Origin of the sequence: Paenibacillus rigui (assembly GCF_002234615.1) — a bacterium.
GTDB lineage: Bacteria > Bacillota > Bacilli > Paenibacillales > NBRC-103111 > Paenibacillus_S > Paenibacillus_S rigui.
Genome location: NZ_NMQW01000017.1, coordinates 210949 through 233260, shown reverse-complemented (window position 1 = coordinate 233260; position 22312 = coordinate 210949). Strand labels below are relative to the sequence as shown.

General features: G+C 50.2%; 19 protein-coding genes. 16 read left to right on the top strand and 3 right to left on the bottom strand.

Annotated elements, in window-relative coordinates; all coding sequences use genetic code 11:
* The first annotated feature begins 39 nt into the window (after positions 1-39).
* From CF651_RS12310 to CF651_RS12290, 5 genes are read left to right on the top strand one after another with little or no spacing between them, the layout of a single operon-like run.
* Positions 40-939, top strand: a complete 900-nt coding sequence (locus CF651_RS12310) for a carbohydrate ABC transporter permease (protein ID WP_094015145.1) — start codon at positions 40-42, stop codon at positions 937-939.
* Complete coding sequence (locus CF651_RS12305) at positions 939-1820, top strand: carbohydrate ABC transporter permease (protein ID WP_425436257.1); 882 nt, start codon at positions 939-941, stop codon at positions 1818-1820. Before CF651_RS12310 ends, CF651_RS12305 begins: the two co-directional genes overlap by 1 nt.
* 30 nt (positions 1821-1850) lie before the next feature.
* On the top strand, positions 1851-3635 hold the full coding sequence (locus CF651_RS12300) for a sensor histidine kinase (RefSeq protein WP_094015144.1): 1785 nt from the start codon (positions 1851-1853) through the stop codon (positions 3633-3635).
* Positions 3613-5199 carry a response regulator transcription factor gene (locus tag CF651_RS12295; protein WP_094015143.1) on the top strand — a complete coding sequence of 529 codons (1587 nt, stop codon included), beginning with the start codon at positions 3613-3615 and terminating at the stop codon, positions 5197-5199. The genes CF651_RS12300 and CF651_RS12295 overlap by 23 nt, the downstream gene beginning before the upstream one ends.
* 21 nt (positions 5200-5220) lie before the next feature.
* A complete protein-coding gene (locus CF651_RS12290) occupies positions 5221-7731 on the top strand; it encodes a beta-mannosidase (RefSeq protein WP_094015142.1) in 2511 nt (836 codons plus the stop codon).
* A 162-nt stretch (positions 7732-7893) separates the two neighbouring features.
* Here the strand turns inward: CF651_RS12290 and CF651_RS12285 are convergent, their stop codons facing one another.
* The gene (locus CF651_RS12285; protein WP_342746573.1) at positions 7894-8760 is read right to left on the bottom strand and encodes a helix-turn-helix domain-containing protein; all 867 of its coding nucleotides are present in this window, start codon (positions 8758-8760) and stop codon (positions 7894-7896) included.
* Positions 8761-8927: 167 nt separating this feature from the next.
* Between CF651_RS12285 and CF651_RS12280 the strand changes: the two genes are divergently transcribed.
* From CF651_RS12280 to CF651_RS12255, 6 genes are all read left to right on the top strand, one after another.
* A complete protein-coding gene (locus CF651_RS12280; RefSeq protein WP_094015141.1) occupies positions 8928-9701 on the top strand; it encodes a sugar phosphate isomerase/epimerase family protein in 774 nt (257 codons plus the stop codon).
* A gap of 39 nt (positions 9702-9740) precedes the next feature.
* Positions 9741-10763, top strand: a complete 1023-nt coding sequence (locus CF651_RS12275; protein WP_094015140.1) for a Gfo/Idh/MocA family protein — start codon at positions 9741-9743, stop codon at positions 10761-10763.
* A gap of 192 nt (positions 10764-10955) precedes the next feature.
* Complete coding sequence (locus CF651_RS12270; protein ID WP_094015139.1) at positions 10956-11828, top strand: 3-hydroxyacyl-CoA dehydrogenase family protein; 873 nt, start codon at positions 10956-10958, stop codon at positions 11826-11828.
* On the top strand, positions 11825-13039 hold the full coding sequence (locus tag CF651_RS12265; RefSeq protein ID WP_094015138.1) for an acetate/propionate family kinase: 1215 nt from the start codon (positions 11825-11827) through the stop codon (positions 13037-13039). The genes CF651_RS12270 and CF651_RS12265 overlap by 4 nt, the downstream gene beginning before the upstream one ends.
* A gap of 44 nt (positions 13040-13083) precedes the next feature.
* Positions 13084-14382, top strand: coding sequence for an asparagine--tRNA ligase (gene asnS / locus CF651_RS12260; RefSeq protein WP_094015137.1), 1299 nt, complete (start codon positions 13084-13086; stop codon positions 14380-14382).
* Between the two features lie 101 nt (positions 14383-14483).
* Positions 14484-15146, top strand: coding sequence for a DnaD domain-containing protein (locus CF651_RS12255; RefSeq protein WP_179232784.1), 663 nt, complete (start codon positions 14484-14486; stop codon positions 15144-15146).
* A gap of 79 nt (positions 15147-15225) precedes the next feature.
* On the opposite strand, the gene CF651_RS12250 is transcribed toward CF651_RS12255, so the two are convergent.
* Positions 15226-16017 (bottom strand): M48 family metallopeptidase, encoded by a 792-nt coding sequence (locus tag CF651_RS12250; protein ID WP_245855848.1) that lies wholly within the window; start codon positions 16015-16017, stop codon positions 15226-15228.
* A gap of 438 nt (positions 16018-16455) precedes the next feature.
* On the opposite strand from CF651_RS12250, the gene CF651_RS12245 reads away from it, so the two are divergent.
* From CF651_RS12245 to CF651_RS12225, 4 genes are all read left to right on the top strand, one after another.
* Complete coding sequence (locus CF651_RS12245; RefSeq protein ID WP_094015136.1) at positions 16456-16842, top strand: MerR family transcriptional regulator; 387 nt, start codon at positions 16456-16458, stop codon at positions 16840-16842.
* A 36-nt stretch (positions 16843-16878) separates the two neighbouring features.
* Positions 16879-17730: an NAD(P)-dependent oxidoreductase gene (locus CF651_RS12240; protein ID WP_245855844.1), complete on the top strand. Its 852-nt coding sequence runs from the start codon at positions 16879-16881 to the stop codon at positions 17728-17730.
* Positions 17731-18029: 299 nt separating this feature from the next.
* The gene (locus CF651_RS12230) at positions 18030-18605 is read left to right on the top strand and encodes a TetR/AcrR family transcriptional regulator (RefSeq protein WP_094015134.1); all 576 of its coding nucleotides are present in this window, start codon (positions 18030-18032) and stop codon (positions 18603-18605) included.
* 66 nt (positions 18606-18671) lie between these two features.
* Positions 18672-19889, top strand: coding sequence for an MFS transporter (locus tag CF651_RS12225; protein ID WP_094015133.1), 1218 nt, complete (start codon positions 18672-18674; stop codon positions 19887-19889).
* A gap of 376 nt (positions 19890-20265) precedes the next feature.
* On the opposite strand, the gene CF651_RS12220 is transcribed toward CF651_RS12225, so the two are convergent.
* The gene (locus CF651_RS12220) at positions 20266-20904 is read right to left on the bottom strand and encodes a TetR/AcrR family transcriptional regulator (RefSeq protein WP_094015132.1); all 639 of its coding nucleotides are present in this window, start codon (positions 20902-20904) and stop codon (positions 20266-20268) included.
* 482 nt (positions 20905-21386) lie between these two features.
* Between CF651_RS12220 and CF651_RS12215 the strand changes: the two genes are divergently transcribed.
* Complete coding sequence (locus CF651_RS12215; RefSeq protein ID WP_094015131.1) at positions 21387-22274, top strand: NAD(P)H-binding protein; 888 nt, start codon at positions 21387-21389, stop codon at positions 22272-22274.
* Positions 22275-22312: the final 38 nt, after the last annotated feature.

The window sequence follows — 22312 nt, the reverse complement described above, 5'->3', positions numbered from 1 at the left end:
CCTCCCGGAGGGCTGATTATTTGAAAGGAAGTGAGATTCGTGACTAATACATTGAACGTACGCCGGTTTGTCATCCTCGGCTTACTTCCCGCTTTAGTAATTTATACTTTATTTGTTTTTGTTCCTGTTATCTGGTCCGCTTACTACGGCTTCTTTGATTGGAAAGGCATCGGAGAGGCCAAATTCATCGGATTAAAAAATTATGTGGAAGTTATCCACGATCCGGTATTTTGGAGGGCACTCAAAAATAACGTCATTTTTGTATTAGCTTCTGTATTAGGGCAGGTTCCCTTAGCTTTAGTGCTTGCTATTGTGCTTTATAAAAGTAATCCGCTTCAGCGGTTTTTACGGTCTGCGATCTTTATGCCGATGGTCATGTCCTCCGTTATTATCGGGATGATCTGGCAGTACATTTACCATCCGCAAATCGGGATTCTGAACTTTCTTCTGGATGCCATAGGCTTGGGAAGCTGGAAGCTGCAATGGCTGTCCGATGCTCATATTGCTATCTTTTCGCTGATCCCTCCGTTGTTGTGGAGCTTTGTCGGATTGTATCTGATCATCTTTATTTCAGCGCTTCAGAACATTCCAGGAGAGATTCACGACGCGGCACTGATCGATGGTGCAAGCGGCGCGAGAAAAATGGTTTCCATTACTTTGCCGATGATCTGGAGCACCGTACAGGTCGCGATTATTTTGTGCATTTCAGGCAGCTTGAAGTCGTTCGACCTGGTGTATGTCATGACGAAGGGTGGTCCGGCGCATTCGACGGAGCTTCTCGCAACATATATGTACAACTCGACGTTTTCTTCCTACCGTTACGGCTACGGAAGCGCGATATCTACATCCATCATTATTATCAGCTTGCTCTTTATCGGTACCAGCCAATGGCTGACCAGCCGTAAATCGAAGCAGGAAGCGAAAGGAGGGCACGCCTAATGAGCGGAGTCATGGTGCAAAAAACATCGGTATCGCCCTATAAATCCGGCAGCGGAACCGCAAAAAAATGGAAAAGCGCGATTTTCTGGACACTGCTGACCATCTACGGTCTGTTAACGTTATATCCGCTATTTTGGCTGTTTATCAGTGCCTTCAAGACGAATGCCGAGTTTATGAACCGGCCCTTCGGGCTTCCGGAGGCATGGCAGCTGGATAACTTTGCGAGAGCTTGGAAATCTTCTAAGATGGGAACAGCTTTTGCCAATTCCGTAATTGTGTCTGTCGTTTCGCTCGTGTTTACTTTATTTATTTCGGCACTGGCCTCCTTCGTCATCGCCCGGCTGAAATTCAGGTTCAAAGGCTGGATTATGGGCTTTTTCGTCGTTGGGATGCTGATTCCCATACACAGTACGCTGGTGCCTTTGTTCATTTTGATGAAGCAGATGTCCGTTCTGAACACGTACTGGGCGCTGATTCTTCCTTATACGGCCTTCGCGCTGCCTACGGCGATATTCGTGCTTACCGCATATTTGACCTCGGTGCCGAAGGAGATTGAGGAAGCCGCATTTATTGACGGAACGGGACTATGGGGTGTATTCTTACGCATAATGCTGCCCATCTCGCTGCCGGCGCTGTCTACCGTTACAATTCTTAGCTTCCTGCATTCGTGGAATGATTTCTCGTTTGCGTTGGTCTTTATCAGTAAATCGACCTTGAAGACGCTGCCGTTAAGCATTGCCACCTTTGCAGACGGCTACCAGACGGATTATGGTCTAACGTTAGCGGCCATGACTATAGCGGTCATTCCTACAATCCTAGTCTATTTGGCTTTCCAGGAGCAAGTAATGAAAGGGATGACAGCGGGAGCGGTGAAGGGCTAAAGACTTTCCTGCAATGGAGGATAGATTTCAATGTGGCGTTGGCTGGGACTCTCCTTAGGACGTAAGCTGTCTTTTATCATGCTTGTAACTACGCTAATCCCCTTGGTATTCCTTGGGGGTTTTGCGTATAAAATCTCATCTAACATTACGGAAGAGAAGACGGAGCAGGCAGGTATCGATACGCTGCGCCAAATGGACGCAAACCTTCGCTTCATGCTTCAGGACGTCGAGAATTTGTCGATTACATTGATCGGGCAAAGTGATATCCAGCAGTATGTGAACCGTACGGATCAGGACGTAGCTACTCAGACCCGAATCATAGCTTTTATGGCTAATCTCGTCAGCTCGAAGGATTATATATTGAATGTCACGATATATCCGGCGAATGCGAACCCAACCTTATCCACGGCTACCATCTACAGCTCCGACCTGGACCGTATTGTGAGGATCCCCGACATCGAGTCGAAAATGTGGACGGAGCTTTACACGGTCGATACGTATAACGGAAGGTCGAAGGTGCTTTCCTTTATTCGCCCGCTTCGCAGTGTGAACAACTATCAGACATTGGGCTGGCTGTCGATCTCTCTCAACGAAAAGGCCATCTCCCGCTACTGGTCGCAGCCGAAGCTCGGTGACGGTCAAGGCAATGTGGCACTGCTCAACGAGAAAGGAAACGTGGTATCTGCAACGGAATCGCAGTGGCTGTCGGAGCCGTTCGATTCCTTGTATCCCGGCGTGAGAGCAGGCATGCATTCGGCTTACGGGACGATGACCTATGGCGAGCAGAAGCATGAGAAGAAATCGATGCTTTATTACAAGGAGGCGTTAGTCGGATGGACGTTGGTCGGAGTCATCCCCTTTGAGCTGTACAGTGCACAGAACCGGTATATTTTACAGCTGACGGCGATTGCCGTTCTCGTCTCCATCCTTGCAACGGTGGGCATCGTATTCTTTGTAGTGCACCGGGTGACGAATCCGCTGCGTGCGTTGACCCGACTGTTGTCGAAGGTCAATCCCGAGGAGCCGCTGCCTTTATACACGACGGGGACGACGGATGAGCTGGGGAAGCTGGCGGAAAGCTACAACATGCTGGGATCGCACATTGAGAAGCTGAAGAAGCAGGTGATCCGCAACGAGGCCCGGAAAAAGGAAGCCGACATGAGGGCGCTGCAGGCGCAGATCAACCCGCACTTTTTGTATAATACGCTTTCCTCGATTCATTGGATAGCTCTGCTGACGGAGGAGAAGCGGATTGCCGATATGGTCGGGGCATTAAGCGACTTTTTGCGGTTTAGTCTGAATAAGGGCAAGGAATTTTGTCCTGTCCATCAGGAGCTGGCTCACATTAAAAATTATGCGCAGGTCCAGTCAATCCGTTTTCCTGATAAGTTCGATGTCGATATTGTTGTGGATCCGGAGCTGAGGGATAAGTTTATGCTGAAGCTGCTGCTTCAGCCTTTGGTCGAGAATGCGATGATTCATGGCGTGCAGAAGAAAGAGGGCAGAGGCATGATCACCGTTTATGTGGAGCCCAAGGGAGACCATATGAGCTTTCTGGTCCTGGATGACGGGATCGGAATGACCGAGGAGCAGCTCGCGCTAATCAAAAAAAGTCTGCAGGAGCCGGCGGATCAACAGGATTTTTCCGACGTCGCCAGCTATGGATTAAGGAACGTGAATGAGCGGCTGCAGCTGCATTACGGACCGGATGCGGGTTTGCTCATCGAGAGCAAGCCGAACGCAGGAACACGAGTTTCCTTTACCATACCGTTCGTGGAAGGAGGGGGAAGCCATGAAAATCATGATCGTGGATGACGAGGTCATTATTCGTACGGGACTTGCCAAGGTCATAAAGTGGGAAGAGCTAGGTCTTGAGCTGCTGGAGCCTGCCGAATCGGCAGAAGAGGCGTTGGAGCGGCTTGAGCGGGAACGCCCGAATATATTGCTGACGGACATCCGGATGACGGGCAAAACCGGTCTTCAGCTTGCGGAGGAAGCAAAGCGCTTGCTCCCTGAGCTGGAGGTCATCATTTTGTCCGGTTACGACGACTTTTCCTATGCGCAGCAGGCGATCCGGTATGAGGTCAGCGATTACTTGCTCAAAACGAGCCGTCCGGAGGATATTATCAAGGCGGTGTTACGCGCAAAGCAGCGGGTGGAGGAGAAGTGGACGGCCTACAGCCAGGACCATTTCAAGCAAAAAGAAGTGGTCAACCGGTTGTTCGAGCGTTGGATCGTGAACGGGGAAACCGGGGTCGTGGAGTCAGGTCTGCTTCCTGCTTATTTCCCGCGCTTGTTGGGAGACGGCCACAAGAAGGAGCTCTGGTTTCAGATGATGATTGTCACGGCGGAAGGCTGGGATGATTCTCCGGTTTCAGGATCTTTGCTGCATTTTGCCGTGGAAAATATGCTTCATGATCTGATGCCCTGCGAGACGCTGCTGGAAAAGAAGCGAATTGTGATCGCTTTTGCGTCAAGCAGCGGTGCTGAGGAAAACAGCCGCCAGCTCCGGTCTTTTTTTCAAAAGATCGAACGCTTGTTAAAATGCAAGCTGTTTGCCGCTCTGGGCCAGCGTGTCAGCCGTAAAGAAGAGCTGCATGCGTCCTTTCTTACGGCGGATGCCGCGTTCGGGTATCAAGCTTTGATTCCGGACAGTGTATGCGATTATACGGACATCGTTCAGCGCAGAGGCGGGAAAACGGTTTGTACGCATGAGGAGGAGCTGGAGCTTTCTTCCATATTGCTGGAAAATGATCCGGTAGCGCTGAAGGGCTGGGTGAAGCGGCTCGTTCAAGAGCAGCTGGAGGATCCGCAAATGACACAGGAATCGCTGGAGGCCTTGATTCATTCGGCAGCTATTGCTGCACATCGCTGGCTGGCGCGGGTGCTTGCCGCCACAGGCAGGGGGCAGACCGCAGAGGAGGGCGCGGTTGCGGGACATTTGCAGCTTAAGCAGTCGGTACAGCCGAAGGACGCACTGTTCCAAAGATTGTACTCGATCATGAAGCTGTATCATCATCAGCTTGCCGAGGGGCAGGCAACGCATGCACAGAAAGCGATGGCCTACATTGAGGAGCATCTGGGACAGGATGTCGGTCTGCAGCAGGTGGCCAAGCATGTGCATTTGCACCCGAACCATTTGAGCGAGGTGTTCAAAAAAGAGACGGGCATGACGTTCGGCGATTACGTTACCCGGCAAAAAATTCGCAGGGCGATGGAGATTCTGACGGTGTCGCCTGCCAAGGTGAGCGAGGTTGCCGCCAAGGTAGGCTACGAGGACGTCAAATATTTCGGCCAGCTGTTTAAAAAATATACTGGCAAAACACCAAGCGAGTTTCGTGAGGAAGCCGCTCAGCATACAGGACAAACATCACCCTAGGGGAAGAGGGAGCAGGACGATATGGAACTGAAAAGTCTTTGGAGAATTCAACATTTTGAGGTAGGCCAGGTCAGACCGCAGGAGCTGTCTTTTCCTGGTTTGGACGACCGTTTCTGGATTACGGCGAAGGTGCCTGGAGATGTGCATTCGGCTTTAATCGAGAGAAATATTATCGAGAACCCGTATTTTGGACATAACGATGCCAAAAGCCGCTGGATCGAACAGAAGGAGTGGTGGTACCGGACCTCCTTCGATTATGTGATTGAGGAGGGCAGCGAGGAGAAGCATGAGCTGATCTTCGAAGGGCTGGATACGTTCGCCACCGTTTATTTGAACGGGCTGGAGATCGGGAATACGGACAATGCGCTGATGGCCCACACCTTCGATGTAACGAAGGTCATTCGTCACGGGTGGAACAGCATCGCCGTCAAGTTCGATCCGCTGTATTTGCACAATAAGAATAAAGAACAGTTCCAATGGTCCTCTTATACAAAGGAGCGTCCTTGGCTGCGTAAAGCGGCGATGAACTTCGGCTGGGACTGGGGTCCGCGGATGGTGACTGTAGGCATCTGGGGCAAGGTCCGTGTGGAGCGGTATTCGGCTGCGAAGCTGGACAGCGTGTATGCCCGCACTTTGCAGGCGAATGCGGATACGGCTTTGGTTCGTACGGAGGTTGACGTGACCTCGTACCGTAAAGGGCTGGTGAAGGAGTGCATCGTGCGCCTGCTGGACCGTGAAGGACAACCGGTTGCCGAGGCGAAGCTGCCTATCAGTGGAAAAAAAGCGGCGGCAGACCTTCAGGTCACTGCGCCTCAGCTGTGGTGGACGCACGATTTGGGTGAGCCGTATTTGTATGAGCTGGAGGTTGCGCTTCTGGCGGACGGAAAGCAGGTAGACAGCTACAGGAAGCCGTTCGGCATACGTACAATCGAACTGCAGCTGAAGGATGCGGAGGGGCAAAATGCATTCGCGTTTATTTTGAATGGGGTCAAGCTCTTCGCCAAAGGCTCCAACTGGATTCCGGCGGACAATTTTATTGGGGCTATAACGGATGAACGCTATCGTGACTTGATCGATTTGTCGATTGAATCCAATATGAACATGCTGCGCATCTGGGCGGGGGGCATCTATGAGACCGATGTGTTCTACGATGAATGCGACCGCCGCGGCGTATTGGTGTGGCAGGATTTTGCATTCGCCAATGCATTGTTCCCGGATTTTAATAAAAATTTCATGGATAATGTGCGCAAAGAAGTGGTATACAATGTCAAAAGACTGCGCAACCACGCGTCATTGGCCCTGTGGTGCGGTAATAACGAGATTGACTGGCTGTACGATATGAAATCTTCCGAGGGCAGCATTACGACGCCATTCTATGGCGAGAGCATCTACCATGAGCTGATTCCCGAAGTGCTTGAAGAGCTGGATGACAGCCGTCCTTACTGGCCGTCTTCTCCGTTCGGAGGCAACGATGCCAATGATCCTGACGTGGGAGACCGTCATAATTGGCAGGTATGGCATGGTTCCGTCTACCCGCGCAAGTTCGGCGACAAGCCGATACTCGACTACAGCATTCAAGGGGTCACGTTCAAAAATTATAAAAATGATTTCACGCTGTTCAGCTCCGAATTCGGCATGCATGCCTCCGCCAACCGGTATACGCTGGAGAAAAATATTCCGGACGGCCAGTTCTACTGGGGCAGCGTTGAAATGGCATACCGCAATAAGGATACGAACCATCAGAAGGGCATCTTGCTGATGGAAGGGTTCACCGGCATTCCGAAGGATATCGAGGAATATATGAACTTCTCGATGCTGACGCAGGCGGAGGGCTTGAAGTATGGAATCGAGCATTACCGCCGCAACAAAAAACGGACGAGCGGCTCCCTCGTCTGGCAGCATAATGACAGCTGGCCGGGTACGAGCTGGTCGTTAATCGACTACGAGCTGCTGCCGAAAGCTTCGTTCTATTACGCCAAGAAGTTCTATCATCCGCTGTTGTTGACGATAGACCACGAGCCGGAACAGCCGCTGCATGTCTGGGTTGTCAATGACCGCGTAGAAACGTACGATGGCCAAGTGCGCTTGACGGTGTATGATTTTGCAGGCGTGCCACTCTACAGCCGCTTGTTCGATGCATTGGTTCCAAGCAACGGATCGGTGCAGCTTGGCAGCCTTCCGGAGGCCGATATATTGAACGGCCGCTCGCCGGAAGAGGTCGTCATCAAGCTGACGGCCGAAGGGTTCGATGCGCCGGATAATGTCTACTATTTGCGGGATCCGAAAGATTTGCGGCTGCCGGCTGCTTCCTTGAAGGTGGAGGCGAAGGAGTCTGAGCAGACGGTAACCATCACTGCCGAAGGCAGCCATGCCCGTCTCGTCAAAATCGATTTGCCGCAGGGCAACATTCGATTCAGCGATAATTTCTTCGACCTGCTGCCGGGTGAGACGGTTACCGTTCGGATCCGTGATCCGAAAGGGCTGCCGGTTTCCTTCGCCGGGTTGAAGGTATCGGCTTTGAATGTGAAGTAAGATGATAGCAATAGACTCTCCTTGGTCCATTGACGAGGGAGAGTCTATTTTTTATAGGGAATCGCTTCTGCAATCCCTCGCGTATGCGCTTGGAATCCAATGGTCCAAAAGGTGACGATCATTCATTCCGCTGGAAACCATCATGTTGAACACCGATAACTCTCAATGCGGTTCCAAGCCGGTTCCAACAAACTGCTGAAGGTCCTGTTCTTGCCTCAGCCGGTACTGCTTGGGGGATACGCCGTATTTCTCGCGAAACACGCGATGAAAATACGAGTAGCTGGCAAATCCGGACGTTTCTGCGATTTGCTCCAGCGTCATTCCGGTGTAGGTCATGCGTTCAATCGCAGATGAGAGCCGAATCTCCAAAGCGTATTGGATGATGGTTTTGCCAAAGCACTCCTTGAACAGGTGGACGGCCCGGGAGACGCTTAAGCCGACATGGATGGCGACGTCCTCTACCTTCAGCGGCAGGAAGGCATGCTCCTCAATAAAGCTTTTCATTCTTGATGCGAGGAAGGAGCTGCCCTGAAAGGTACGCGTTTCCGATATAGCTCTGTCGATGTGCAAACAAAGCGCACGAAGCAGATAGTCGGAAAGCTCTTTATTTTCATCTTCAAACCGGCGCTTCTCCAAAATAATTTGACGCCACAGCGTGAGCAGTCTTTCATACGCGGCGATGCGGACCTTTTGCGGTTTTTTCCCCTTTGTCCACCAGGAATCCAACCAGTCCCCTTTGCAGAAAATGTAATAATCTCCGCTCGAGATGACCGTATGGTTCAGCTTATTCGTATGCTCATCGATCCGAAGCTCGTAAGGGTCCCCGGGCTGAATCAACAGCAGGTCTCCCTGCTCCATGGTATGCAGAAGCCCTCTAACATAAACTTGGGAGCTGCCCTCGGTTTGCAGGCGAAACAAGTAAGAGGGGACGCCCTCCTTATGGCTGTTCTGAAAGGGCTGGGCATGGTAGGAATAGCCGCAAGTTAAAATAATGGAAGACATCGGCGAAAGCTCCTTTTCGAATTGCATTCAAACTCTCCTCCACGATAGCAGCTGCTCATGGAAAGAACAACAATAGGCTTAACTGATTTTATAGCCAAATAGTTCATGGTTTAACCACATCGTTCATAGCTATTATAGGGCATGTTTGATTAAAATAGAATCAAATACATCATTTCTATGGAGGTAGTGAATCAATGAGAAGAATGGGTATTGGTTTACAGCTTTATACCGTGCGTGAAGATCTGGCCAAAGATTTCCGCGGAACGCTTCGCCGTGTCGCTGAAATGGGCTATGAAGGCGTTGAATTTGCCGGGTATGGCGGTCTGCCTGCCGAAGAGCTGAAGGAACTGCTGCAGGAATTGAACTTGAAAGCCATCGGCGCCCATGTAAGCCTTGCCAATATGAAAGCCGATTTAAATAAAGAAATCGCTTACCTGCGTACGATTGACGCTCCTTACCTGATCTGCCCTTATATTGCCGCAGAAGACAGGGAGAATGTAGAGGCATGGAAAAGCCTGATCACCTATTTTGCGCAAGCCGGCGAGCAGGTGAAGGCGCAGGGCCTTCAATTCGCATACCATAATCATGCATTCGAATTCGAGATGAAGGTGGACAATCAATACGTATTCGACGCGTTGTATGCCGCTGCTTCTCCTGAAGCGCTTCAGGTTGAGCTGGATGCCGGCTGGGTCCAATTCGCCGGTTTGGATACGCTGCAATATATTTCGAATTATGCGGGACGTCTGCCGCTGCTGCACTTGAAGGACTTCAAAGGTGTCGTAGACGGTCAGATCAACACTGTAGAGCTCGGCCGCGGCGAAATCGATCTGCCTTCCGTTATCCAAGCCGGTTCTGATGCAGGCGTGGAATGGATCATCGTAGAGCAGGACCGTTGTGCGAACCCTCCGCTGGAGAGCGTAGCTACGAGCTACAACTGGTTGAAAGAAAACTATTTGTCCAAGTTTTAACTTTATAGAATAAGAGAGACAAAGGAGTCGACTAAGAACATGAGTAAAATTAAAGTGGCGGTTGTGGGCTGCGGGTCCATTTCCAAGCATAGACATATCCCTGAGTATGCAGCAAATCCGAATGTCCAATTCGTTGGCTTCTGCGACCTTATCTTGGAAAGAGCGGAGCACTATGCGGAGCAATACGGGGCAAGAGCTTATACAAGCTATGAAGAGATGCTGAAAGCAGAGAAGCCGGACGCTGTAAGCGTATGTACACCGAACGTGCTGCATGCCCCTTATGCGATTGCAGCTGCGAATGCAGGCGCTCACGTGCTGGTTGAGAAGCCGATGGCTACGAATGAAGCGGATGCTTTGGCCATGATCGAGGCCGCTAAGAAAAACGGCGTTTATTTGATGGTCGGCCATAACCAAAGATTGATGCCTCCGCATCAAAAAGCGAAAGAGATTTTGCAAACAGGAAAATTGGGGAAAGTCCTATCGTTCCGTACGTCCTTCGGTCATCCGGGACCGGAGCGTTGGAGTATTGATGGACGGGACAGCTGGTTTTTCCGTAAGGAAGAGGCGATTATGGGCGCAATGGGAGATTTGGGCGTTCATAAATCCGATCTGATCCGTTGGCTGCTGGATGACGAGGTTGCTGAAGTGGCTGCCTTCGTAAACACGCTGCATAAGGAAGGCACCGATGTTGACGATAATGCGACCTGCGTGCTTCGTATGAAAAGCGGTACGATCGGTACGCTTGTTGCCAGCTGGACGTACTACAAGGGCGGAGACAACAGCACCGTTCTGTGGTGTGAAAATGGTGCGATGCATATCGGTACCGATCCGGTGGATCAAGTTATTGTCGAGCTGCGTGACGGCTCCGTAGAGAAATACCAAGTCGGTGCGATGGCAACGAACGAGAAGCAAGTGGCGAGCGGCGTTATCGACGCATTCGTGGAATGCATTGTCACGAATACGCCTCCTAGCATTTCAGGCGAAGAAGGCTTGAGATCCTTGAATGTGATTCTGGCTGCCTTCGAATCCCAGGATTCAAAAAAAGTGATCCCGTTATCCTAATTCGTACTTTATACGAAGCGAGTTGCTCCGTCGATCCGACGGCTGTCGGCTCGCTTTTTTTTCATTTTCCAGGTCAGGTTGTGTATAATACGGTCAGGGGAAAAGATTCATGAAATATACCCGAAATGGAACGGCTATCATGGTTATAATAGAAAGTGTATGGGATGATGTTGCACTAGGGGGGGAATCGGCATGCAGTGGAGTAAAATTGGGGTTATTGGAGCCGGTACGATGGGACAAGGTATCGCCGAAATGCTTGCCAGTCAGGGCATTGAGGTGGTGCTGATCGAGCGAACCGTGGAGAAGCTGGAGCAGGCTTGGGAGCAGATTGAAATCAGTCTGGACAAGCAGCTGGACAAGTGGGCGATTACGGCGTCGGAGAAAAAGCTGATATTATCAAGAATACATAAAGAAACCGATATTACTAAGCTTATTGATTGCGAAATGGTGATCGAGTCGATCAGTGAAGATTTGGAGCAGAAGAAGCAGCTGTTTCAACAGCTGGATGCGCTTTGCGCCCCTTCGATTATTCTCGGAAGCAATACATCAACGCTCAGCTTGACCGAGATTGCGGCAGCGACACAGCAGCCGGAGCGGGTGATCGGGATTCATTTTCTGTACCCGGTGTCGAAAATTCATCTGGTTGAAATTATTCGCGGCTTAAAAACATCAGATGAAACGTTCAAAGTGACCAAGCGTTTTGTAGAGGATACGATTCAAAAACGCGGTATCCAAGTGTATGAATCGCCCGGATTTGTAACGACACGTCTCATCTGCGTACTCATTAATGAAGCGATGCATACGTTATCCGAACGGGTGGCCAGCGCGGAAGATATCGATTCCGCCATGCGAATCGGCTATGATTTTCATTACGGTCCATTGGAGATGGCCGACCGGTTCGGACTCGATTCCGTGCTGGTAGCGATGGAACGTATGTTCCGGGAATTCGGCGATGTGAAATACCGCCCATCCGTACTGCTGAAGCAAATGGTGCGTGCCGGGCAGCTGGGAACGAAAACGGGTCAAGGCTTTTTCCGCTATGACAAGGAGGGAGGCCGACTATGAAAATATTAGTCATTAACGCAGGAAGCTCTTCTCTTAAGTTTCAGCTCTATGAGATGGAGAACGAATCCGTGCTCGCCAAAGGCAAGGTCGAACGGATCGGGATGGATTCCGCCATTTTGTCCTACGAGCCGACAGGCAAGAATGAAATCCGGCAGGTCGAGGAAATTTTGGAGCATACCACAGCTATCCGCAAAGTGCTGGATTGGCTCGTCCATAAAGAGGAAGGCGTGCTTGGCTCGATTAAGGAAATTCAGGCTGTAGGCCATCGGGTCGTCCATGGGGGGGAGTCCTTCTCCAGCTCGGTCGTTGTGGACGAGGACGTGAAGCAGGAAATCAAGCGGCTGTTCGACCTGGCACCGCTGCACAATCCGGCGCATTTGCTCGGTATTCACGCGGTAGAAGCCAATATGCCGGATGTGCCGCAGGTGGTCGTGTTTGATACGGCGTTTCACCAGACGATGCCGTCGCAATCTTATTTATACCCGGTACCCATGGTATTATATAAGAAGCATAAAGTACGCCGTTACGGATTTCACGGCACTTCGCACGCTTATGTGAGCGATAGGGCGGCCAAGCTGATGCAGCGGCCATTGGACGAGCTAAAGCTGGTCACCTGCCATATCGGCAACGGCGCCAGCTGCACGGCAGTGCTGAACGGCAAATCGTACGATACCAGTATGGGGATGACTCCCCTTGAGGGCTTGATGATGGGAACGCGCAGTGGAGATATTGACCCCGCCATTGTGCCGTACACGATGGGAAAAGAGGAATTGACGATCGGTGAGGTCAATTCAATGCTGAACAAGCACAGCGGACTGATGGCGATCTCAGGCATCAGCAGCGATATGCGGGAAATTGTGCAGGCGATGGGAACCGGCGACCGAAGCGCAACGTTGGCCTTCGAAATGTACGAATACCGGCTGCGCAAATACATAGGCGCCTATGCAGCCGCCATGAACGGGATCGATGCGATTGTATTCACAGCGGGCGTTGGCGAGAATTCGGCAGACCTTCGCGCGGCTGTATGCCGAAAGCTGACGTTTCTCGGGCTGGAGCTTGATGAGGAGGCGAACGAGCGACGTTCGGGTGAGGAAAGACGCATCTCCACGGATAGCTCCAAGGTACAGGTGTGGGTCATACCTACGAACGAAGAGCTGGTTATCGCACGCGATACGCATCAGTTGATTTCGGATCGCATAGATGTAGTATAATGAGCAGGTTACTCTAAAGATTCGGGAAGGATGAAGCCCTAACCATGAGCCGTAACTTATCCATGATTCGTGATGTGAATCAGCATAAAGACGATTCTGTAACTATTGGCTGCTGGCTGCATAACAAAAGGTCCAGCGGCAAAATCCAGTTTCTGCAGCTGCGGGACGGCTCCGGCTTCATTCAGGCGGTCGTCGTCAAGAGTGAAGTGCCTGAATCCGTCTGGGAGGCGGCGAGTCAGCTGACGCAGGAGAGCTCGTTGTATGTGACGGGGACGGTTCGCGAGGATACACGCAGCAAGGGCGGGTATGAGCTGACGGTTACGGGGATTGAAATCATTCAGATTACTGCGGATTATCCGATTACGCCCAAGGAGCATGGGGTGGACTATTTGATGGATCACCGCCACCTCTGGATTCGTACGCCGCGGCAGCGGGCCATTCTGGTTGTCCGTGCGCAAATTATTCGGGCGATTCAGCAGTTTTTTGACGAGCGGGGCTTTCAACTGATCGATCCCCCGATTTTGACGCCTTCTTCCTGCGAGGGAACGACGAACTTGTTTCATACGAAATATTTTGACGAGGATGCCTATTTGACCCAAAGCGGTCAGCTTTATATGGAAGCGGCCGCGATGGCACTTGGACGGGTATATTCCTTCGGGCCGACGTTTCGGGCCGAGAAATCGAAGACACGTCGTCACTTGATCGAATTTTGGATGATCGAGCCGGAGATGGCCTTCGTCACACACGAGGAAAATCTGGAGGTGCAGGAGCAGTTCGTCTCCCATATCATTCAGTCGGTGCTGCATAACTGCCGCAAAGAGCTGGAGGTGCTGGAGCGGGATGTGACGAAGCTCGAACGGATACAAGCTCCTTTTCCACGGATTACGTATGATGAGGCGGTGCGGTTCCTGAAAACCAATGGTCATGAGTTCGAGTGGGGAGAAGACTTCGGGGCGCCTCATGAGACAGCAATTGCGGCAAGCTATGAGAAGCCTGTATTCATTACGCATTATCCGACGGAGATTAAAGCCTTCTATATGAAGCCGGATCCGAACCGGCCCGAGGTCGTGCTGTGTGCGGATATGATCGCCCCTGAGGGCTATGGTGAAATTATCGGCGGCAGCCAGCGGATCGATGATCCGGAGCTGATGGAAGAACGGTTTCAGCAGCATGAATTATCCAAAGAGGCGTACCAATGGTATATGGATTTGCGCAAATACGGCACCGTACCGCATTCCGGCTTCGGACTCGGCTTGGAGCGGACGGTTGCCTGGATCTGCGGGCTGGATCATGTGCGGGAGACGATACCTTTTCCAAGACTGCTGTACCGTCTGTATCCATAGGGGTTCGGGGAATTCACGCAACGGATTTCCTACGGCAATGGGATAACGGCAAAGATCACCGTATACCCGGTTTTGGGCAATGAAGAGGAGACACGGAACTTATGATACGAAGCGATAAAGAACGAAACGAGCTGCAGGCAGCATTCGTAGCGGGATGGCGAAATGGAAATGTGGGGATCCCTTATCTCCTGCTGACTTATTATCGCGAACTGAAGCTGTCTGAGGTCGATGTGATGCTGATGATTCACGTGATGGCGATTATGGAGAAGGAACGCAAGGATTTCCCAACCTTGGAGGAACTGCAGGGAAGGATGAGCATTCCGCCGGATAAGGTTATCGCCACCTTGCAAAAGCTGTTGAAGGAAGGCTTGCTGACCATCGATGAAGGTATGGATCCGGTCAGCGGGATGCAGAATGAAAAGTACAACTTCGACCCGCTGCTGGAACGGCTGGCAGGCTGTTGGATGGAGGAAACCGCGAAGCGGCAGGCCAAGGCGGAGCCAGCCGTGCGCAAAGATATTTTTTCGATTTTCGAGAAGGAGTTCGCTCGCCCTTTAACCCCGATGGAGCTTGAATCCATTACAGGCTGGCTCGATAAGGACGGCTATCCGGAGGAGCTTATTTTGGCGGGACTGAAGGAAGCGGTATTTGCGGGGAAGGTCCATTTTCGTTATATTGACCGGATTTTACTTGAATGGAGCCGCAACCGGATCACGACGGTCGAACAGGCAAAGGAGCATTCCCAGAAATTCCGTTCCCGATAATCGGGTTAAATAAACGAAAGACAGTAACCTCCCCTTGCGGGACAGGATTACTGTCTTTTCTTTTTTAGCTGCTGCAGCCTTACACGGATAGATCCTGCTCAAATTGGCTCGTGTAATAGCCGTACCGTTCCGGCTCGGACTGCATTTGCTCAATCTGATAAATTCGCTGCGGCAGCGGCGGGTGCGTTGAGATCAGGCGACTTAATGTGGTAAAAAAGCCTCCGGCTTCTTTGCTGGCTTCATAGATATAATCTGCAATGTTGACTTCCTTGTATAACGCTCTGCCGATGGCAAGAATGGTGAGGCCATGAATAGCAGCTTGTGCATTGCCCGTGTAAGCTGCCGCAATGCGATCGCATGTGAACTCGCATGCTCTGGAATAAGCCTTCCCAAGGAAGGGCATCCATAAAGCGGGCAGAATTAGCAGCTGCTTCGTCATATGCTTTCTCTTGATATGGGCCAGCTCATGCGCAATGACATAGGCCAGCTCATCCTGCTCCGTATCCGATAATTCAAATAAATTGGAATACAGCACAACGAAATTTCTGCCGAAAAAGCGGGTAGCGAATGCGTTTAACATGCCGTCGGATTGTAAAACATAAACATCAGGCACAGGTGTAATCTCCATTTTCTGGCATAGCTCTAGTACTTTGGCGTGGATGTGGGGGAACTGACGCTCTGTCAGCTTAATCCCGTTGTTTTTGATGTGACCCAGCATGAGGCCGTGCAGGATGCAGGTTACTGCCAAGCCTATCAATAAATAAAATATACCTAGAAGCGATATGCAGAGAAGCACATACACCACGATGCTGAAGATCAAGCAAATGGTGTAATAAGTATTTTCGTTGCTGTGAATCAGTCTTGGATTCATGTTCGGTTCATCATCCTTTCGTTATAATCAAGCCTCCGCTGCATGGAGCGTGTGGGGGACAGCAAGTATTAATATAAATGTAGTTTTCTAATTTGTCCATAATTTACCACCAAAATGGTTGAAAATAACTATTGTTAAAGGAAAATAACCTATTAGATTGAAAATTATTAAGATCTTGGTTGAAAAAAACTTATTAAAACAAAAGGATCTACATATTATGCATAACTAATATGTAGATCCTTATATTTTCCGGACTGAGAAAAAAATGCATTAATCGAGGATCGATCGTTACGAACGAGCAGGATAGTTCAGGATCATTCGCGGTGAACCGTATCATAATTAAGGCGAAATTCAGGTGCCTTTACATCGCCCAATCAAAGTGCTACGATGTAAACATGACGTTAACGTTATATTTTATCGTAAAAGGAGTGATCGATCATGGAGCGCATGCGCATCGGAGAGTTGACAGAACGAGCCGGGGTTACCCAGCGCACGGTCCGTTACTACGAGAGCATCGGACTGCTTCCTTCAGGCGAGCGCGAAGGCAACGGTCATCACTACTACACGGAAGAAACGGTCACCCGTCTGCGGAAAATTGATCAGTTGAAAAAGCTTGGCTTAAGCCTCGAGGAGATTCGGGACGTAATCGAGCTCTACTTCACGGACCCTAGCGGAGTGCAGCCGAAGCGAAAGGTTCTCGGCCTGCTGCGCCGGCATCTGGCGGATACGGACGAGAAGCTCGAAGCGCTGCGGCAGTTCCACGCCGAACTGCAGTCCCATATCGAACGTTTCGAGAGGTGGCTCGAAGTCAAAGATCGAGAGTAATTTTTTTTGCAAAAAACATGACGTAAACGTCATGTTTTGGGAACTTCGGAGGAGGTTATATTCATGAGAGAAAACATTGGGTTTATCGGACTCGGGCTGCTCGGGCTGCCCATCGCTGCCAATCTGCTCCAAGCAGGGTATACGCTGACCGTATACAACCGCACCGCGGACAAAGCGGTGCCGCTCGTTGCCCAGGGCGCGCTGCAGGCGGCCCATCCCGCCGACTGCGTGACGGCCGGGGGTATCGTCGTCACCTTGGTGTGGGACGATGAAGCATTGGAAAGCGTCGTCAGGAGCGAGGATTTCCTGGAGCGACTGGGGCCGGGCGGCATACACGTGTCGATGAGCACGGTGTCGCCGGATATGGGCAGGAAGCTGGCGGATTTGCACGCACGGCACGGCTCAGTCTATGTAGAGGCGCCCATCTTTGGGCGGCCTGAGGCGGCTATTGCCAGGCAGTTGTGGATTCCCGTAGCGGGCCCGCAGGAAGCGAAGGAGCGAGTACGGCCGGTGCTGGAGGCGATGGGAGCCAAAGGGATCTTTGACTTCGGCGAAGAAGCCGGTACGGCCGTGCTCGTCAAGTTGATCGGTAACTTCCTCATCGTCTCCGCCGCACGCTCGCTGGAGGAAGCACTAGGAATGGCCGAGCGTGGCGGGGTCGATCCCAAAGCGGCGGTTAACATGCTTACGAGCACTCTGTTCGCTGCCCCAATCTATCAAAGCTATGGCAAAATGATCGCCGAGAAGTCAACAACCATCTCCCAAAGCAAAATTCCGCAGAAGGATGTCAGCCTCTTCCTGGCGGCGGCGCAAAACGCGCAATTCCCCGCTCCGCTCGCGGGTCTGCTGCTCGATATGCTTGAGGGCGGAGACCGGAGCAGACATTAGAATGAGCCGATTCGCAAAATTAGAAGGGGCTGTCCCAAGGTCACGAAAGTGATCATTGGAAGTCGGTCATTGACAGGAAAAGCTCAGTCTCTGGCGAGCTCCCAATAAAATGCTCTAACATTTCGTGTGTACTTGAGCATAAGCCTTTTTCATTTGCTCTCGTAATTCTTTGTTTTCTTTTTCCAGTTTCTTTATTTTACGTTTTAATGCTTCAATGAGCACTTTCATATCTGCAGAAAATACTGGACTTATCGTTCCTGAAAAGTATATACTGTACCTACGGAAATGGAGGGGGAACCATGGGACGCTACAAAGAGTTTGATAAAGAAGCGGTGCTTCATAAAGCGATGCTCGTTTTTTGGAAGAAGGGCTACGAAGCGGCAAGCATTCCCGATTTGCTGGAAGCTATGGATCTTAGCAGATCAAGTCTGTACGAAACGTTCGGGGACAAACAAACGCTTTATATCGAGGCGATCCACTGGTACAAGAAGTGGAAGCAAGCCAAACGGGACATCCTCGTCAATTCGACATCCGCAAAAACGGGAATTCGGCAGTACTTCGAGAACCACATCGATTCCGCCTTGGACGGCGAGTCACCGAAGGGCTGTCTCATTACTAATGCAGCCGTCGGCATGGATTCGCCAGATGAGCAACTGAATGCGTTGATCAGGGAGCGGTTTGACGAGTTGGAGAAATCCTTCTACGAGCTTCTGCGCAAAGGTCAGGAGACCGGAGAAATCATGCCTGAGAAAGATATCAAGACTTTATCATATCTGCTCTCCAACCTGAATCATAGTATAAATATCGTTACGAAGGTACAGGGTGACCGCAGCAAGATGCAGCAGATGGTAGAAATGGTGATGGAAATGCTATAAAAATTTTTTTTGTACATTCCGGAACGACTGTTCCGAAAAATTTCTGGTGAGTAAAGGGGACTTTCTATGCATTCAGCTTCCATTCCAACGGAAAAATCGGTTTCGCCATCGCTGATTTTTATCCTGGCAGCCGCTTGCGGTATCATAGCGGCAAATCTTTATTATGCTCAACCATTGATAGGTTCCATCGGTTCGACCATCGGGCTCTCCTCCGGGGCTGCCGCACTCATTGTTACGTTGACTCAAGTCGGCTACGGGATCGGCTTGTTATTTATCGTACCGTTGGGAGACATCCTGGAAAATCGTAAGTTGATCCTTTCATCATTGCTCCTTACAGCCGCCGTGTTAACAATTGCAGCTGTAATCAAAAGCGCCATCCTGTTCCTCACCGCTTCACTCGTGATCGGAGTAGGTTCCGTAGCAGCACAAATCCTTGTGCCGTATGCGGCTCATCTTTCGCCTGAAGCCGTGCGCGGTCGCAATGTGGGCAACGTCATGAGCGGGCTGCTTCTGGGGATTATGCTCGCACGTCCCATTTCAAGCTTAGTGGCGGAGTATATGGGCTGGCGCGCCATATATTTCATCTCCGCAGCATTGATTTTCGCGCTGGCTTTTGTATTGGCAAAGGCACTACCCTCAAGGAAGCCTTCGACCGCTACAGCTTACCCGGCGCTGCTGCACTCCATGCTGCATCTACTTAAGGCGACACCGGCATTGCGCCGAAGGGCAATTTATCATGCCTGTGTATTCGGAACGTTCAGTTTGTTTTGGACTACAGTTCCGTTGGTATTGACAAGTCCGCCGTTCCATTTCACTCAGAAGGAGGTCGCTCTGTTCGCATTAGTCGGGGTAATGGGGGCAATTGTGGCGCCAGCGGCGGGCCGTATGGCAGACCGTGGATGGGTTCGCCCGGCTACGGGATGGGCTTTGGCCATCGTCATCTTTTCCATGCTGCTTCCCTTGCTGGTTCCATCAAGTTCTGCACTCGCAGTCCCCATCCTCGTAGTTGCGGCGATTTTACTTGACATGGGGGTTTCCGCCAACATGGTTCTCGGGCAGCGGGTGATATTCTCTTTAGGAGCGGAATTTCGCAGTAGGCTTAACGGTTTGTATATGGCCATATTCTTTTTAGGGGGCGCTATCGGCTCAGCGACAGGGGGATGGGCTTACGCAACGGGGGGCTGGGAGGCGGCACTGCTGATCGGAATCACCTTACCGGCCATCGCCATGGCGTATTATGCGACGGACTTTTCGAAATTAAGGAAGGAAAATCTCATTGATTGAGAAGCACAGTTGAGTAATCCACTTCTAAGCTAACGAAGAACTTTAGTTCAAAAAATTGGCTTTTACCACTTTTGAGCAATATGCAGCTAATGGATATGCTCCCCATACGGTAGACAGGTGAAATAATAAAAACCTGATACTGTAGGGGAGCATTTTTGTTCATATAAAGAAGTATAAAGTCCAGAGACGTTAGCTATTATCCAGTAGATTGAGAGCGGCCGTACAGGCCTCAAAGCTGCAGCTAAAACGGCATGGACGTTTGATACTTTTTAATAATGGTCCAATCCGTACCCATCTTTATTGACATAAGTGCACAGCCGCCAGGGTAGGCTTTGGTTACAGCATCAATAAGAGCAGCTCAGGATAGCGAACATGATTACGAAATCGTCTGTAAAATTCTAACTATTTGTTCTTCGAAATTAGAATTGTCTACCGTATCTAGATATTCAGATTTAAGCAATTGATACTGTTTCATATTATAAAAATCAATAATCGCTTGTTTCAAGGTGATATCGTACTGAATAGAAAATGATGGATCCATGAAGCGCCGCAACACAGCGTCATCTTGAACCATAAATAGCACAGCATTCAATCTGTTGAAAATGTTCTGATTCATCCCGGATTCAAAAAAGTTTTGTAAATTTTTATTTCGATGTTGTTGGGCTGCTGCAAGATTCTCAAAATGGTGAGGGTAAAATTCTTTGAGATCCTCTAAGAACAGATCAGATATATATGTGACACAGATCAAAGATTGTAGAAACGTTAATTGAAAACGCTCGGCAAAAGAGATGTTATCATCTTTGACATCGGTATCGGATCCTCGCAAGTAATTAATGTAATATTCAACAACCTGTTGGATGATTTCATCTTTGGATGAAAAATGCTTATAGAGTGTCACTTTGCTGATATCCATATATTTAGAGATATCGTCCATTTTCAGTTGGCTGAATTTGATTCTTCTTACAACAGGCTTTATTTTTTCAATATATTTATCGACGCCTACGGCTTTTCTCACGAATGTATGCCTCCTTTGATACTTATCCATAATATTATATCAAAATCGTGGTCATTACAAACGACATTTATAAATATAATTAAATTAACAAAATATATTAAATTAGTTTACTTTATTAATTCCTCGTTGTATAATCGACCCTGTAACAAATATCCAATTACGAAAGGAGGAAGATTCAAACACGCAGTCTAGTCACCGAGCGTAACTAAGCTACTCTCGACTCGGATCGTGAACAAACATGGCCACATCACGGCCGCAGTCCTTAGCGACGTGCGTCACTGAAGGATATCAATGCGCTGGCCGACCGGATGAAAGCAGAATTCGGCACGATTCGTGCTCAAATCGGGAAATTTGTTCTCAAGAATTAGCACGACCGGCGCAGGCGCTTCAACCATCGTCAAGAGACAAAACGAAATCGAAGAGGAACTTGGAGTGGAGCGGCTTCCATTTCTCAAAATCATATCAAAAAAGGAGAAAACACAATGAAAATCACAGTTCTAGGCTCACTCGGCAATATCAACAGCAGCTACCTTCCACGCCTCATCGCAGACGGCCACGATGTCACCGTCATCACAAGCTCCAAAGATCGTATCGCCGACATCGAGGCGCTCGGTGCCAAACCAGCGGTCGGCTCAAACCGCGACATCAACTTCCTCACCCAGGCTTTCGCAGGCAGCGACGTCGTCTATCTCATGATTTCAGGAATCAATCCGGTCTCCGGCATCGACATGTGGCAGACCGCCATCGAGCTTTCTGAAATTTACAAGACCGCCGTGCAAAACTCAGGCGTGAAAAACATCGTCAACCTCAGCTCAGTCGGTTCCGACAACCCGAACGCCGGCATCCTTTACTTCTATCATTTTGCAGAAGACGCGCTCAACTCGCTTGAAGGCGTGAACGTTGCTCACATCCGTCCTGTCGGCTTTTACAGCAATCTTTTTGCCGACATGCAAAGTCTTAAAACCCAGCAAACCCTCTTCAGTGCAATCTCAGCCGACACTACGCAAGGCTGGGTCAGCCCCGTTGATATCGCGGACGTTGCTTACGCTCTGATTTCCCACACCCCAGCGGGGAAAAGCGCGAAATTCGTCGTGAGCGACTGGGCTACAGGCAACGACTGGCTCAAGGCTCTAGCTGAAAATGGTATCGAAGCCAAATACCAACAAATCCCCGTCGAAGCTCTCGCAGATGTTATGAAAAAAATCGGTTTCCACGAAGACACCGCCGACCGCTTCGCCCAAATGAACCGCGCCTGCGAAAACGCCGACGAATTCTACACTAGTCTCCGTGCGACCGACTTCCACTTCGGCAAGGTCAAGCTCAGAGATTTCGCGAAAGTTTTTGCAGATGTATATAAAAAATCAGTTTAAACAGTCGGGGAGACTGTTTAAATTTGCAGATAAAAAAA

What these genes read in the sequence shown, in the direction of transcription:
- CF651_RS12305 (WP_425436257.1), top strand. Translation starts at nt 939, where the DNA reads ATGAGCGGAGTCATGGTGCAAAAAACATCGGTATCGCCCTATAAATCC.
- CF651_RS12300 (WP_094015144.1), top strand. Translation starts at nt 1,851, where the DNA reads ATGTGGCGTTGGCTGGGACTCTCCTTAGGACGTAAGCTGTCTTTTATC.
- CF651_RS12295 (WP_094015143.1), top strand. Translation starts at nt 3,613, where the DNA reads ATGAAAATCATGATCGTGGATGACGAGGTCATTATTCGTACGGGACTT.
- CF651_RS12290 (WP_094015142.1), top strand. Translation starts at nt 5,221, where the DNA reads ATGGAACTGAAAAGTCTTTGGAGAATTCAACATTTTGAGGTAGGCCAG.
- CF651_RS12285 (WP_342746573.1), bottom strand. Translation starts at nt 8,760, where the DNA reads ATGCAATTCGAAAAGGAGCTTTCGCCGATGTCTTCCATTATTTTAACT.
- CF651_RS12280 (WP_094015141.1), top strand. Translation starts at nt 8,928, where the DNA reads ATGAGAAGAATGGGTATTGGTTTACAGCTTTATACCGTGCGTGAAGAT.
- CF651_RS12275 (WP_094015140.1), top strand. Translation starts at nt 9,741, where the DNA reads ATGAGTAAAATTAAAGTGGCGGTTGTGGGCTGCGGGTCCATTTCCAAG.
- CF651_RS12270 (WP_094015139.1), top strand. Translation starts at nt 10,956, where the DNA reads ATGCAGTGGAGTAAAATTGGGGTTATTGGAGCCGGTACGATGGGACAA.
- CF651_RS12265 (WP_094015138.1), top strand. Translation starts at nt 11,825, where the DNA reads ATGAAAATATTAGTCATTAACGCAGGAAGCTCTTCTCTTAAGTTTCAG.
- asnS (WP_094015137.1), top strand. Translation starts at nt 13,084, where the DNA reads ATGAGCCGTAACTTATCCATGATTCGTGATGTGAATCAGCATAAAGAC.
- CF651_RS12255 (WP_179232784.1), top strand. Translation starts at nt 14,484, where the DNA reads ATGATACGAAGCGATAAAGAACGAAACGAGCTGCAGGCAGCATTCGTA.
- CF651_RS12250 (WP_245855848.1), bottom strand. Translation starts at nt 16,017, where the DNA reads ATGAATCCAAGACTGATTCACAGCAACGAAAATACTTATTACACCATT.
- CF651_RS12245 (WP_094015136.1), top strand. Translation starts at nt 16,456, where the DNA reads ATGGAGCGCATGCGCATCGGAGAGTTGACAGAACGAGCCGGGGTTACC.
- CF651_RS12230 (WP_094015134.1), top strand. Translation starts at nt 18,030, where the DNA reads ATGGGACGCTACAAAGAGTTTGATAAAGAAGCGGTGCTTCATAAAGCG.
- CF651_RS12225 (WP_094015133.1), top strand. Translation starts at nt 18,672, where the DNA reads ATGCATTCAGCTTCCATTCCAACGGAAAAATCGGTTTCGCCATCGCTG.
- CF651_RS12215 (WP_094015131.1), top strand. Translation starts at nt 21,387, where the DNA reads ATGAAAATCACAGTTCTAGGCTCACTCGGCAATATCAACAGCAGCTAC.